The organism is Nocardia sp. NPDC058244, assembly GCF_042882065.1.
Classification (GTDB): domain Bacteria; phylum Actinomycetota; class Actinomycetes; order Mycobacteriales; family Mycobacteriaceae; genus Nocardia.
Genome location: NZ_JBHVWX010000004.1, coordinates 655116 through 668956 on the forward strand (window position 1 = coordinate 655116; position 13841 = coordinate 668956).

At 68.9% G+C, this 13841-nt stretch carries 13 protein-coding genes and 1 rRNA gene; 5 read left to right on the plus strand and 9 right to left on the minus strand.

The genetic code is table 11. The annotated features are described in order from the left end of the window. Position 1 precedes the first annotated feature (1 nt). The 5 genes from nagB to ACFVW6_RS16300 form a co-directional block, all read right to left on the minus strand. Positions 2–781 carry a glucosamine-6-phosphate deaminase gene (gene nagB / locus ACFVW6_RS16280; RefSeq protein WP_378827080.1) on the minus strand — a complete coding sequence of 260 codons (780 nt, stop codon included), beginning with the start codon at positions 779–781 and terminating at the stop codon, positions 2–4. After that, positions 781–1953, minus strand: a complete 1173-nt coding sequence (locus ACFVW6_RS16285) for an N-acetylglucosamine-6-phosphate deacetylase (protein ID WP_378827078.1) — start codon at positions 1951–1953, stop codon at positions 781–783. The genes nagB and ACFVW6_RS16285 overlap by 1 nt, the downstream gene beginning before the upstream one ends. A gap of 241 nt (positions 1954–2194) precedes the next feature. Next, on the minus strand, positions 2195–3859 hold the full coding sequence (gene ptsP, locus ACFVW6_RS16290) for a phosphoenolpyruvate--protein phosphotransferase (protein ID WP_378827076.1): 1665 nt from the start codon (positions 3857–3859) through the stop codon (positions 2195–2197). Then, positions 3859–4119, minus strand: coding sequence for an HPr family phosphocarrier protein (locus tag ACFVW6_RS16295; protein WP_378827074.1), 261 nt, complete (start codon positions 4117–4119; stop codon positions 3859–3861). The genes ptsP and ACFVW6_RS16295 overlap by 1 nt, the downstream gene beginning before the upstream one ends. Positions 4120–4123: 4 nt before the next feature. After that, a complete protein-coding gene (locus ACFVW6_RS16300; protein WP_355279233.1) occupies positions 4124–5470 on the minus strand; it encodes a PTS transporter subunit EIIC in 1347 nt (448 codons plus the stop codon). Positions 5471–5697: 227 nt separating this feature from the next. Here ACFVW6_RS16300 and ACFVW6_RS16305 point away from each other — a divergent pair, with 227 nt between their 5' ends. Together ACFVW6_RS16305 and ACFVW6_RS16310 are read left to right on the plus strand one after the other, a co-directional pair. Beyond that, positions 5698–5928 carry a glucose PTS transporter subunit EIIB gene (locus ACFVW6_RS16305; RefSeq protein WP_218721810.1) on the plus strand — a complete coding sequence of 77 codons (231 nt, stop codon included), beginning with the start codon at positions 5698–5700 and terminating at the stop codon, positions 5926–5928. Further along, positions 5925–6380, plus strand: coding sequence for a PTS glucose transporter subunit IIA (locus ACFVW6_RS16310; RefSeq protein WP_378827071.1), 456 nt, complete (start codon positions 5925–5927; stop codon positions 6378–6380). Before ACFVW6_RS16305 ends, ACFVW6_RS16310 begins: the two co-directional genes overlap by 4 nt. Before the next feature lie 61 nt (positions 6381–6441). Here the strand turns inward: ACFVW6_RS16310 and ACFVW6_RS16315 are convergent, their stop codons facing one another. Beyond that, positions 6442–6759 (minus strand): hypothetical protein, encoded by a 318-nt coding sequence (locus ACFVW6_RS16315; RefSeq protein WP_378827069.1) that lies wholly within the window; start codon positions 6757–6759, stop codon positions 6442–6444. Between the two features lie 165 nt (positions 6760–6924). Here ACFVW6_RS16315 and ACFVW6_RS16320 point away from each other — a divergent pair, with 165 nt between their 5' ends. Next, on the plus strand, positions 6925–7980 hold the full coding sequence (locus ACFVW6_RS16320; RefSeq protein ID WP_378827067.1) for a class I SAM-dependent methyltransferase: 1056 nt from the start codon (positions 6925–6927) through the stop codon (positions 7978–7980). Here the strand turns inward: ACFVW6_RS16320 and ACFVW6_RS16325 are convergent. Then, positions 7962–11282: a DEAD/DEAH box helicase gene (locus tag ACFVW6_RS16325; protein ID WP_378827065.1), complete on the minus strand. Its 3321-nt coding sequence runs from the start codon at positions 11280–11282 to the stop codon at positions 7962–7964. The two genes, ACFVW6_RS16320 and ACFVW6_RS16325, sit on opposite strands and share 19 nt — an antisense overlap. Positions 11283–11372: 90 nt before the next feature. Further along, positions 11373–11567 carry a hypothetical protein gene (locus ACFVW6_RS16330; protein WP_355279243.1) on the minus strand — a complete coding sequence of 65 codons (195 nt, stop codon included), beginning with the start codon at positions 11565–11567 and terminating at the stop codon, positions 11373–11375. A gap of 386 nt (positions 11568–11953) precedes the next feature. Here ACFVW6_RS16330 and ACFVW6_RS16335 point away from each other — a divergent pair, with 386 nt between their 5' ends. Then, positions 11954–12520, plus strand: a complete 567-nt coding sequence (locus ACFVW6_RS16335; RefSeq protein ID WP_378827063.1) for a hypothetical protein — start codon at positions 11954–11956, stop codon at positions 12518–12520. A 19-nt stretch (positions 12521–12539) separates the two neighbouring features. Here ACFVW6_RS16335 and ACFVW6_RS16340 read toward each other — a convergent pair whose 3' ends face one another. Beyond that, a complete protein-coding gene (locus ACFVW6_RS16340; protein ID WP_378827061.1) occupies positions 12540–13121 on the minus strand; it encodes a vancomycin high temperature exclusion protein in 582 nt (193 codons plus the stop codon). Between the two features lie 633 nt (positions 13122–13754). Between ACFVW6_RS16340 and ACFVW6_RS16345 the strand changes: the two genes are divergently transcribed. Beyond that, positions 13755–13841 (plus strand): 16S ribosomal RNA (locus ACFVW6_RS16345); the annotation flags it as partial.

Here is a 13841-nt window from a genome sequence, read left to right on the forward strand (position 1 = left end):
CTCAGAACGACTGCCAGGCGGGCTTGTTCGCCAGCGCGTACCGGTAGTAGTCGGCCAGCTTCAGCTTGCTCGCGGCGGCTTCGTCGATCACCACGGTGACGTGCCGGTGCCACTGCATGACCGAGGCCGGGCAGAACGCGGAGAGCGGGCCTTCCGCCGCGGCGGCGATGGCGTCGGCCTTGCCCGCGCCGAGCGCGATCATCACCAGATGACCGGCCTCGCCGATGGTGCCGAGCCCCTGGGTGAGCACGTGGTGCGGCACGTCCTGCGGCCCGTCGAAGAAGCGGGCGTTGTCTTGCCGGGTCTGCTCGGTCAGCGTCTTCACCCGGGTACGCGAGGTGAGCGCCGAGCCGGGCTCGTTGAAGCCGATGTGCCCGTCGGTGCCGATGCCGAGCAACTGCACGTCGACTCCGCCGGCCGCGGCGATGGCGGCGTCGTAGCGCCTGCCCTCGCCCGCGATGTCACCCGCTTCACCGTTCGGGCTCAGCACCCGCGCCGGATCGAGGTTCACGTGGTCGACGAACTCGGAGCGGATCACCGAGAAGTACGACTGCGGATGCTCTTTCGGCAGCCCGACGTACTCGTCGAGCAGGAACGCGCTCGCAGTGGAGAAGTCGATCGCGCCGTCGCGATACCGCCGCGCCAGCTCCTGGTAGCTGCCCAGCGGCGACGACCCGGTGGCCAGACCGAGGATCGCGTTGCCGCGCTCCACATAGCCGCCGACGATATCGGCGACCGTGGTGGCCACCTCGTGCTCGTCCGCCCGGATCACGATTTCCATCAGATTCCTTCCGTTCCGGCGAGGAACACCCGCCGCGGCTGCAATGACTGGTCGGTGACGAGAAGGTCGGCCCGCAGGCCGACGGCGAGAACACCGCGGTCGTCGAGACCGAGAACCCGTGCGGGCGTGCGGGTGGCGGCGGTGACAGCGTTGACCAGCGGGACTCCCGCGTTCCGCACGGTCCAGCGCAGCACATCGAGCAACCGCGCGGTCCCACCCGCGATCGCCCCCGGCGTGCCGTCCCCGGTGGCGAGCCGGGCGACCCCATCGCGCACGCGCACATCGAGCGCGCCCAGTTGATAGTCACCGTCACCGAGACCGGCAGCCGCCATCGCATCGGACACCAGCGCGATCTGCTCGGGCCCCACGGTGTCGAACACCATCGCCACGGTCTCGGGCGCCAGATGCACACCGTCGGCGATCAATTCGAGCACCATGTCGCCCCGACCAGCGGCGGCCAGGCAGGCACCGACCGGCCCGGGGGAGCGGTGGTGCAGGGCGGGCATGCCGTTGAACAGATGCGTCGCGGTGATCGGCCCACCGGCCGCGTCCGCGATCCGCGCCGCCGTGGTGGCGGCATCGGCATCGGTGTGCCCGAGACTCGGCAGCACACCGTGGTGGCGCATAGCCGCGAGCAATTCGGCGAAGTGCGCGGTCTCCGGCGCCAGGGTCATGGACCGGACTGTGCCCCGCGACGCCGCGTAGATCCGCTCGAACAACGCGGGATCACCGGGGATGATCGCAGCGGGATCCTGCGCACCACACCGGCAGGCGTTGATGAACGGCCCTTCCAAATGGACCCCGAGCAGCACGCCGTCATCCACGAGATCGGCGAGCAGTTCCGCCTGCCGAATCAACACCTCCGGCTGCGCGGACACGAGACTCCCGAGCAACCCGGTCGTGCCCTGACCACGATGATTCGCCGCGGCGACCCGCGCACCCGCCCCCTCGGCATTGGGGAATCCGAACCCACCACCACCGTGGCAGTGCACGTCGATCAGCCCCGGCAGCACCAGCTCGTCACTCGCCGACGGAAGCCGCTCAGCCGCAGGATAACCCGCTGCCGCACCCACCCAGGAGATGCGCCCGTCCGTGAATTCGACCACCCCATCGGCGATCTCACCGGTGGGCGTTCCCACGAGCCGCCCACGCACGACACCCCGTGCCGTCACCACGCCACCTTCTGCCGGTTCGGCCGCGTCGCCGAACTACCGCGCGCCGTATCCCGTACGACCTCGCTGCGATCGACCGGTCGCTCATCGGTGGCGCAGGTGATTTCAGAAGCTGGTCGGCAGGAGGCGGGGGAGCGGTTGTGCCCGGCATCGCGCACCGGGCGAACCCTCGTGCTACGCGCGAACGAAGCCCGGCCACACCCACTGTGCAGCGGCCCGACCACCCGTACCCTCCTCCGATTCATGCCCGCCCGACGATCGCCGCGACCGCCTCACGCGCCACCTGCGGATTCCGCGCCGCACAGGCGGCATCGGCAGCGTCCCGGCACGTCTCGATATCCACCGCCGACAACGCCGCCCGCACCCCGGGCAACGCGGGCACCGACATCGACAGGCTCGTCACCCCGAGCCCGACCAGCACCGGCGCCAATGTCGGATCCGACGCCGCCTCACCACACACCCCGACCGGCTTCCCGGCCGCCGTCCCCGCCGCACCGACCATCGCGATCAGATCGAGCACCGCGGGCTGCCACGGATCGAGCAGATGCGCGAGCCCACCCGCCATCCGATCGACCGCGCACGTGTACTGGCTCAGATCGTTGGTCCCGATGCTGACGAAATCCAGATGCGCCAGCAGATCGGCCGCCCGCAACGCCGCCGCCGGAATCTCGATCATCGCCCCGACCTTGCGTAGCCCCGATTCCCTGGCGAGCGCGGCGAATCCGGCGGCCTCGTCGGCGGTGGCGACCATCGGCGCCATCACCCACAGATCCGCCCCGGTGGCCTCGCCCGCCCTGGCCAGCGCGGTGAGCTGGGTGGCCAGAGTGTCCGGGAACACCGTCCCGATCCGCAGCCCGCGCACACCCAGCGCCGGGTTCTCCTCGGTCCCGAGATCGAGGAACGGCAGCGGCTTGTCCGAGCCCGCGTCGAGCGTGCGGACCACCACCTTGCGCCCGGCGAACTGTTCGAGAACCGTGGTGTACGAAGCGATCTGCTCGTCCAGGCTCGGCGCGGTCGCCTTGCCGAGATACATGAACTCGGTGCGGAACAGCCCGACACCTTCGCTGTCGACCGGTCCCGCCTTCTCCGCGTCGTCGACGGTGCCGATGTTCACCAGGATCTGCACCGGCGTCCCGTCGGCGGTGTGCCCCGGCCCGCTCGCCGCCGCCAGCCGGGCCGCGTCGGCGGCGGCCTGCTCGATCGCGGCCTGCTGCCGCAGCGGACTCGGATCGATCACGACATCGCCGGTGCCGCCGTCCAGCAGCACCGGCGCGTCCTCGACCAGCCGGTCGGTGTCGGGACAGTTCACCACCGCGGGCAGTCCCAGCGACTTCGCGAGAATCGCGGTGTGACTGGTCGGCCCGCCCTCGGTGGTCAGCAGCCCGACCACATCGCTGTCACCGAGCATCGCGGTATCGGCGGGCGCGAGATCACGGGCGACCAGGACGAACGGATACCCCGGCTCGGGAATGCCCGGCATCGGTTCGCCGAGCAGCACCGCGACGGTGCGCCCGCCGATATCGCGCAGGTCGGTCGCGCGCTCGGCCATGTACCCGCCGAGCGCCTCGAGCTTGGCGCAGAATCCCTCGAACGCCAGGTGCACCGCGTGCGCGGTCGGCATCCCGTCGGCCAGCTGTTTCTCGGTGGCGGCGACGATGCCCGGGTCGCGGGCCATCGTCGCCGACATCGACAGGATCTCCGCGGCGACGCCGCTCACCCGACCGGCCCTGGCCTGCATCTCGTCGGCCACCCCGCCGAGCGCCGCCTTGACCCGGACCATCTCGTCCTCGACCGAGCCGCCGACCGGATCCTGCGCGGAAGTCGCCAGCTGCGAACCGAACCGCAACCACGGCGCGACGACCACCCCGGGACTCACGCCGAGGCCGCGGATCACCTGTTCGCCCATCAGGCGGCGTCCAGATCCGAGGCCACCAGCGCGGCCAGGGTGTCCAGCACGGCGTCGTCGTCGGCGTGCAGGGTCACCTCGGTGCCGTGGCCCGCACCCAGGGTCATCACCGCGAGCACGCTGGCCGCGTCGACCGGTTCGCCGTCTCCGATGGAGATCCGGACCGGCACGCCGGTGGCCTGCACGGCCTGGGTGAATTTCGCTGCGGGCCGGGCATGCAGCCCCACCTGGGATCCGACGACGACTGTGCGGGTGGTCATGTCCTCACTCACCTTCCAATTTCTTGTCCAGCTTCGATTCGACTTCGGCGACCAGCGGCGCGTCGGTCCGAGTATCGCCGGTCGCCTCGAGCGCCGCCTCGGCTTCGACCGCGGCGACATCGGGCACGCCGGCCTCGACATCGGTCTCCTCCTCGCGACCGGGCGTGCGCAGGTTCCACTTCTTGATCACGAAACTGAAGAGCACGTAGTAGATCACCGCGTAGCCGAGGCCGATCGGGATCAGCAGCCACGCGTCGGTGGCCTTGCCGAAGTTCAGCAGATAGTCGATCGCGCCCGCCGAGAACGTGAATCCGTCGTGGATGCCCAGCGCGTTCACCAGCGCCATCGAGGTGCCGGTCAGGATCGCGTGCACCACGTACAGCGGCCACGCCACGAACATGAACGAGAACTCCAGCGGCTCGGTGATGCCGGTGACGAACGCGGTCAGACCGGTGGAGAGCATGATGCCGCCGACCAGCTTCTTCTGCGAGGGCCGCGCGTTGTGCCAGATCGCCAGCGCCGCGGCGGGCAGCGCGAACATCATGATCGGGAAGAAGCCGGTCATGAAGGTGCCCGCGGTCGGGTCGCCTGCGAAGAACCGGTTGAGGTCGCCGCGCACGAGCTGGCCGGAGGCGTCGGTGTAGTCGCCGACGAGGAACCACACGGTCGAGTTCAGGATGTGGTGCAGGCCGGTCGGGATGAGCAGACGGTTGGCCGCGCCGTAGATACCGCCGCCGACGACGGTGTTGTCGGCGACCGTCTCACCCACCCAGGTGAGCGCGGAGTTGAAGGCCGGATAGATGAACGCCATGCCGACGCCGACCACCAGGCCGGTGATCGCGGTCAGGATCGGCACCAACCGCCGACCGTTGAAGAAGCCGAGGAAGTCCGGCAGTTTCGTGCGATAGAACCGCTGCCACAGGATCGCCGACAGCAAGCCCATCACGATGCCGCCGAGCACGCCGTAGTTGATCAGCGCCTGCGCGCCCTTCGGATCGGTCTTGCCTTCCAGCACGATCGGTGACATCGCCTTGAACACGCCGTCGATCACCATGTAACCGACCACCGCCGCCAGCGCCGTCGACCCGTCGGCCTTCTTCGCCCAGCCGATCGCGATACCGACGGCGAAGATCAGCGGCAACCAGGTGAAGACCGCTTGACCGGCCGCCGAGATGACCGCCGCCGTGCTCTCCAGCGCGGAGAACCGGCCGAGCAGATCGTCCTGCCCGAGACGCAACAGGATGCCCGCCGCGGGGAGCACCGCGATCGGCAGCATGAGGCTGCGACCCAGGCGCTGCAAACCCGCGAACACCTTCGATTCTTGCTTGGGACTGTCGGTAACGGCAGACATGTCGACCTTCTTCGTGCCGGGTTCCCGGCGGTCTCGGCGAGCCGAACGGACTTGCGAGTCTGTCCGGGTTAACTGTTGTGAACCGGTGACCCTGACGGGTACTGTCCGGTCATAACCAGTTGTAAGTTTGACCAGGTGGCTGCCGGATGTCAACCGCGAAATATGACGTGGCGCACATTCGAGGCTCCCATACTGGAACCGGCAACCACCGCGGAAAGGGAGAACACATGTCCAAAGCGGAAGCGATCGTCAAGGGTCTGGGTGGCGCGGACAACATCGTCGAGATCGAGGCCTGCATCACCCGGTTGCGCACCGAGGTGAAGGACGGCAGCAAAGTCGACGAAGCCGCCCTCAAGGCCGCCGGCGCGCACGGCGTCCTCAAGGCGGGCTCGGTCGTCCAGGTCGTCGTCGGCCCCGAGGCCGACACCCTCGCCGAGGACATCGAGGACATCCTGTGAGCGTGCCCGTCCTCGCTCCGCTGGCAGGCAAGGTCATCCCCCTCGCCGACGTCCCCGACCCGGTCTTCGCCGGTCAGATCGTCGGTTCGGGCGTCGCCATCGACCCCGACCGCACCCGCGGCACCCTCACGGTCACCGCCCCCCTCGCGGGCAAGATCCTCAAACTCCACCCGCACGCCTTCGTCATCCTGGGTAGCGGCGTCGGCGTCCTGGTCCACCTGGGCATCGACACGGTGAAACTCAAGGGCGAAGGCTTCGGCCTCCTGGCCGCCGAAGGCGACGAAGTCGAGGCAGGCGCCCCGATCGTCACCTTCGACCCCACCGAGATCGCCGCCACCGGCAACTCCCCGGTCTGCCCGATCGTCGTCATGGACTCCCCGAAGGACTCGATCACCAGCGCCGCCATCGGCACCGACGTCGACCCCGGCGCCCTGCTGTTCGATTCGCCGTAACCGGCCCGGCTGATGCGTGGGCAGCAGCTATCGGCTGGCGGCACGACGTCCGCGCCGCGCGTCAGCTGGTCTCGCAGCCAATCCCGTCGTTGTTGCTGTCGAGCCCGTACTCGTCCGGCCCGATCACCCGGACCCGTCCGGTGTACACGGGACCGTTCCCGTTACCGCCCTCGCAGTCGACATCGCTGGCGATCGGCACACACGGGTCATACGACGGATGGCAGTCGCTACCAGGTGGTGGCGGCGCGGGCAGACAGAACTGGCTCGACCCGCTGTTGCACAGGAAATCGGTGACCGGATCGGCACCGGCTTCCACCGGCAGCGCGAGGACGATCGCGATCGCGGCGCAAGCGGTCGATCCGAGGACGGCTGTTCGCATGACTACTCCGATCATTCGACACAAGCACCGGCCAGTGTCCCGCAATCACGCCGCAACCGGCCGGTCGGAGACCGAATCGTTGACTTCGAATGAACCACGGGGCGCGCGACCACGTACTTCGCTACAGCGGGCCGACCGGTCCGCGATCGAGCCAGGAGGATCGACGTGACCGCAGCGGAGCAGACCAGTGAGCAGTTCGCCGACCGGCTGTTCGGCGCGGCACTCGGCGCCGTCGACATCCTCGCGGTGCACCTCGGCGACCGGCTCGGCTGGTACCGCGCACTGGCCGAGCACGGCCCCGCCGACGCCGTCGAACTGACCGCGCGCGCCGGCGGCGACCTGCGCTACGCCAGGGAATGGCTCGAGCAGCAGGCCGCGACCGGTGTGCTGACCGTCGATGACGGCCGCTTCACCCTCCCCGCCGGTCCCGCGGAAGTCCTCACCGACCCCACCAGTCTGAACTACCTCGCGCCCCTGGCCAGGATGCTGGCCGGCGCCGCGGTCCAGCTGCCCGGCCTGGTCCGCGCCTATCGCGACGGCGGCGGCGTCGGCTGGTCCGAATACGGCGTGGACATGCGCGAATCACAGTCCGACATGAACCGCCCCTGGTTCGAGCACCGCCTCGCCGTCGACCTGGCCGGCGTGCCCGACATACACGCGAAACTCGCGGGCCAGGACGCCCGCGCCGCCGATGTCGGCTCGGGCGGCGGCTGGTCGTCCATCGCGCTGGCCCGCGCCTACCCGGAACTGCGGGTCGACGGCTACGACATCGACGGGCCCTCGGTCGCGATGGCCCGCGACAATGCCGCCGACCTCGGCGACCGCGTCCGCTTCCACCACGGCGACGCCGCCACCGACCTGCCCGAAGCCACCTTCGACGCCGTGTTCGCCTTCGAATGCCTGCACGACATGCCCCACCCCGTCGAGATCCTCACCGCCATGCGCAAGGCACTGCGTCCCGGCGGCGTCGTGATCGTCATGGACGAAGCCGTCGACGCCGAATTCACCGCACCGGCAAGCGATGTCGATCGCCTGATGTACGGCTTCAGCCTGCTGATCTGCCTGCCCGACGGCATGGCCCACCCCGGCTCGGCGGGCACCGGCACCGTCATGCGCACCGCCAAACTGGCCGAGTACGCCGTGGACGCGGGCTTCACCGCCGTCGACGTCCTCCCCATCGAGGACTTCGGTTTCTGGCGCTTCTACCGGCTGACCGTCTGACGCGCCGGCTCGTCCTGCACCGTCCACTGCGCGGCCAGCTCCTCGAAATACCGCTGGCTGCTCCACAACCGGTAGTTGCCGATCACATACACCCGCCGCCGCGCCCGCGACACCGCGGCATTGAGCACATTCGGATTCGTCGCCGCCCACCGCCGCGACCCACCCGCGGCGGGCGAGGTCCCTAGGATCAGCACCACGACCTCGGCCGAATTCCCGTGCATCGCATGAACAGTCCCCACCTGATGCGCCGCGAACTCCGCCCCGAGCACCTCCCGCGCGACCTCCCGCGCCCCGCGCGCGACATCCCGGAACGGACTGACCACCCGAATATCCCCGGGCGACACACCGTCCTCGGTCAGCTGCGCCAGCAACTCGGCCAGCGCCTCACCCTCACCGGGAATCCAATTCCCTTCCGCCCGCGCCGATCGCACATCGATCCACCGATCCTGACCGGGGAACTCCGCCCGCTCCGGCGTTCCGAAGATCAGCAGATCGTCGTCGTAGGCGATTCGATGCGTCAGCTCGAAAATCGGCAGGTCACTGCGCCGATGCACCCGCAACGGCGCACCGACCCACACCGGCTCGGCGGCATCGGCCGGCGTCAGCCATGTCCCGTGCCGCACCCCGCGATCGGCCGCCCGCCGCGCCGACGCCAGATCCGGCATCCACTCCGCGTCGAGCCCGAACTGCCGCACCAGCGCCTCCTGCGCCGAGGTCGGCAACGTCTCCATCGGCCCCAGCTGACGATGATCACCGACGATCACCGCCCGCCGCGCCCGCCACAGTCCGCCGGCCACCGACTGTGGCGCGGCCTGCCCGGCATCATCGACGAACAACCAGCCCAGCGCCTCCCGCCCGAGCCCCTCGAACAACTGCGGCGCGGCCGTGAATGTCGTGACCACCAGCGGCACCGCCAGGAACAGCGTCTGCCATGCCGCGGCCACGGTTTCCGGCTTCGGCTCCTCGGCCAGCTCACCCCGGATCAGCGCGATCGCCACGATCAGGTTGTCGCGCACCCGCGGCGCCGCGTCGAGCAGGAACGCCCGATGCAGCCGCAACGCCGACAGGAACAGCTCCCGCCGCGCGGTCGAGTACTGCTCGTCGGCCCACGGATTGCACAGCTGGAACCGCTCGTCGTCCCCGGAGGCGTCACCGAACGGGATGGTGTCGGCCCAGTTCTCCCGCGCCCGCTCGATGATCTCCAGCGCCGCCTCGCGCCGCGCGGTCAGTTCCCGATGCGCCTGGATGAGCGCGCGCCCGTGCTCGGCCGCCTCCGCCCACTGCCCCCGCGTGTACTCGACCTCGGTCTGCCGCCGCCGCATCTCCGACTCGGCGATATGCCGCTCGCGCAGCAACTCGTTGCTCCGGGTACTCCAGCGCCGACCCGCGCTGAACCCGGTCGACGCCGACGCCGCGAACCCCGGCTTCTGCCCACCGTGCTCCCCGAGCAACTTGCCGACCCGATGCTGGGTGGCCTGCGCCGCCCGCAGATGCTCGGTCGCCAGCTGATGCCGTTCCCGCCAATGCGCGTGCGCGGTATCGGCATTGGCGATATCCGCGGCGATCGACCGCAGCTGCTCGTGCATCCCGGGCAGCTCGGCCACCGCGTCGGCGACGTCCTGCCGCTCCTGCGCGAGCCTGCGCACCTCGGCGCGCCGACTCGCGAAATCCTGCACCGCCGTCGACCAGTCCGGGATCGAATCCGGATCGGCCTCGGCCTGTTTGAGAATGTCGAGCATGCCGCCCGCGGTCGAGCCGGAGAACCGTTCGGTGGCGAACCGGTCGCCGAACCAGAACCGCTCCCCGAAGGTCCGCCGCTCCGCGCCGAGCGCCGCGGCGACCAAACCCCACGCGGGCTCGTCGCCGACGAGGTCGGCCAGCTCGGTGAAATGGTCGAACTCGCGATCGATGGCGTCACGTCGCTGGATCTCGGTGACGACGTCGGCAGCGGCCTCCTCGCTCCCCGTCGTCAGCACCACCTCGAACCCGGTGACATTCGACGCCAGCCGATGCGCGCCCACCGTGTAGTTCTTCGCGACCTGCACCTGCTCGGTGACCCCGGTGAACACGTCTAGGGGATTGTCGAACGAGGCCAGCTGCGCGGCCCGCTCCACCACGATCCCCGCCAGCAGATCGCGCAGCATCGTCGTCGTGCCGGTCCCCGGCGCGCCGTGCACCGCGAAAATCCCCGCGCCGTCCCGCAATCCGGCCAGCGCGCTGTCGACCGCGAACTGCTGACCCGACACCAGCGGGTCACCCGGCCAGCGTCCGTCCGGAACGAGATGGGGGAGCAGCCCTTCGACGACCACGTCCTGGCGCTCCCGCACATCGATGCGCTCGTGCACCGGCAGCGTCTCGGTGGCCGCGAGATAGTCCTGCATCGCCGCGCCGACATCGCCGCGCTCGATCGCCGCCGCCAGCGTGGCGAGGTCCGCACGCAGACCACTGTTCAGCCGATCCTCGCCGGCGACCGTGTCGCGCGCCGCGACCTGCACACACGCGACACGCACCCCGCCCGCGCGCAATTCCGACCGAATCCCCAGCGCCCCACACAGTTCGCCGGTGAACGTCTGGAGATCGCGCCCGCTGAGGTGCGGCGCTTCGGCCGGTTCCTCCGGGTCCTGGGGTAGGAGCCGCTCGGCGAAGGCCAGCGCGGACATCCCGGCGAGCCCGGGGGAGATGACCCCGTCCGCGCCCGCCGCGATCAGCGAAGCGCCGACACCGCGCCCCGCCACATCCAGCGCCCGCCACCGGGGCGAGTGCTGCACCTCTTCGGGATCGGCGGCCGCGGCTTCGCGCGTCAACGTATCGAAGGCCGCCGTGAACGCGGCCGAATCATGATCGAACCCCTCGGCCCACCCACTGTCCGCCGGCCCGGGCGACCGCAACCGATTCACCGCCCAGGCCAACCCCGACAGGCTCGCCGAACCGCCGACGACCACCCCGTCCTCGGTCAACGTCACCGCGAAAGCGGCAGTGGTCCCGGCACGTCGGGCATCGGCTTCGAGCCGGTCCTCCCCGAACGCCCGGACCAGCGCTTCGCGCGCACGCCCGATCCCGAAAAGCCCGCCGTACACGACGAACTGCCACACCCGTCCCGCCCGCAGCGGCGGAAGCGCGGCCAGGTCTTCCCACGGCGCGAGATCGTCGGCCGCCGGCTCGACCACGAGTCCGTCTTCGGGCAGCGCCCCGACCTCCGGAACGCGCTGCGGACCGAACAACTCCACGGTCTGCCAGAAACGTACGAGCCGCGCGGCGTGCTCGGATCCGCCCACGATGCACCCCATTCCGTCGGCCATCATGACAACCCCGATCACGGTACGCGATCGCGATTCCCCGAGCACGGCACCCCGATGGTCCCGCCGCGCGTGGCGAGACCATCGGCGCAGGTCCTACAGCCGCGGCAGGCACCCCGCGGCCCGCAGCCGCGCCGCCAGCGACGAATTCACCAGCGCACTCGACCCACTCCCACCACCCAGCGCGACGAGCACGTCCCCACCCAGCCCGGCACCCACCGAACACCCCAGCACCGACACATCGATATAGATGTTCTCCTTCTGCTCCGGCTCCGCGGCAGCCGAACCCACCCCCGCGACTGTGGCGGCCGCAACAGCCAGCCCAACCGCTACCGCCTTGACGATTCGCACAATGTCCTCCTGAAAAGCGCTGATCAGCGCGATGATCGGAATCGGTCCGCACACCTCCCGGACCGACCGACAGGGTTGACCGATCTTTCGCCGAGGAAACGTCCCGACCGAATTTCCGTTGCCGCCACCGGCTCCTACCTCCTCCGGCGAGCGGCAGATGGCGGCCGTCGCATCTGATAGCGGGAACCCGCCCCCACCAGGTGGCTGTAGTTGCGCGGCTGAGGACGTTGGCAGATGGTGAGAGGGTGTGGGTCTTCGTTTGCGCCGTGTGTGACGGGCCGGTCAGCGTCCCGCTCCGCGAAGTCCCGTGGCGGAGCGATGCGGAGTTGCCCAAACTTCCGCACCTGATCTGGAAGTTCCTACCAGCGCGGCAGATGGCGGGCACCTTCGCCGTACATACATATCCGCCGATCGATTCCGTCCGGCCGGACGGACGGCGCTATCGGGGGCCGGGCGGCGCGCAGTACGTGCTGAATCCCGGCGATACCTGCGACACGATGGTGCTCGTCAACTCAGATGACGATCTCGGCTGCCTCGGCATCACAGGCTCGGGGGGAGCCAACATCGCTTGTGTACGTTGCCGAAGCAAGGTCGGGTTCCGAATCGACGATTGCGGAACATGGCAGGAGACTCTTCTCCGCGCAGATGCTGTGAGTCGGACCGAGGTCCCAGCAATCGGAACACCCGACGTCATCCGCTATCCGCAGGTCGATTCCGCTCTCGTCGACCGTGCACAGTGGCGGCACGGTGATCCAATCCAGGACTTCCAACGTGCAGAGGTCGCCGGCCCCGGCCAGGAACGTTGGTTCGGAGAGTCCAGCTGGCTGGACGAAGTAGAGCGCGCTCGAGAGGATGCGAACCAGCGGCTCGACGAACCGCCCGGCCACGGATGAGCAGATTCGCAACTCGGCCTCAGCGCAGCACCATCTCCGCGACAGCCTTGGGCGCGGCCAGCCACTCCCTGACGTTGTTACGCACCTCGGTACTCCGCCGGCAATCGCAATACGCGACCACCCCGTCGGCCTCGATCCCCGCCGCCCGGCACAACGCCACCGCCCGCGGCAGATGCTGATACTGACTGACGATGATCGCCCGCTCGACCCCGAACATCGACCGCGCCCGCTCACACGTCTCCCGCGTCGACAGTCCCTCCCCATCGGCCTTCACGATCGACGGATCGATCCCGCGCTCGAGCAGATACCGCGTCATCGAGGCGATCTCGTCCCCAGACGCTCCACCGGCGTCACCCGACAACAGGATCTCCCCAGCCTTCCCCGCTGCCACCAACTCGATAGCCACATCGAGTCGACCCCGGAGATAGGCCATCGGCGTCCCGTCTTCCGCGACCTTCGCCCCGGGCACGATCACCACGGGAACGATCGGCGCTCCCGCCACATCACTGCGATGCCCCGACGACAGCGCCCAGGTAGCCATATTCGCCGCGGCCGTCACCACCACCACGCCACTGGCGACGACGACACCGACGCCCACCACCCGCCGAACCCACCGTCGCCTCGCGTTCCGCCCCGCCATCGCAGACCCTTCCGTGCCCTCGGCTTGTCCGCGCCACGGTACCGGCCGTCGACCTACCAGCGCGGCAATCGGATTCGCCACGGACACACGCGGCCGCACACCGGCGTGTTTCGCCCGATCCGCCTATGTCGCGCCGGTAAGAACACGCGAAACAACCCCTGACTAGGGAATTTGACATTGCAATTGTCGACACGTAACTTTATTCAAGTCAGAGCGACACGGACACCGACCCGGTACCGAGTACCAGGGAAACGAGGTTGGACGATGAGCGCCGACAACAACAAGTAAGACAGCTCACTTAGCCCGGATTTGCGTCCGGGCACTTGCGTGGGCTAAGTTTGAACCCTGCCTCGCTGAAGCCCCTACGAAAATGTTGCGGGTGGATGCTTGTGCGTGTGTTCTTTGAGAACTCAATAGTGTGTCGATGAATGTCAGTGCCAATATTATTATTGGTTCCGCTTCTCATACCCCCCGGTTGAGGAGTGGACATTTTGAATGTCAGCAAACTTTTGCTGGTGTTCGGCATTGCTAGGTTTTCGGACTCTAGTCTTTAGATTATTCTGATTCGCTCCTTCGGGAGTGTTTCGAGAGTCTTCAACGGAGAGTTTGATCCTGGCTCAGGACGAACGCTGGCGGCGTGCTTAACACATGCAAGTCGAGCGGTAAGGCCCTTCGGGGTAC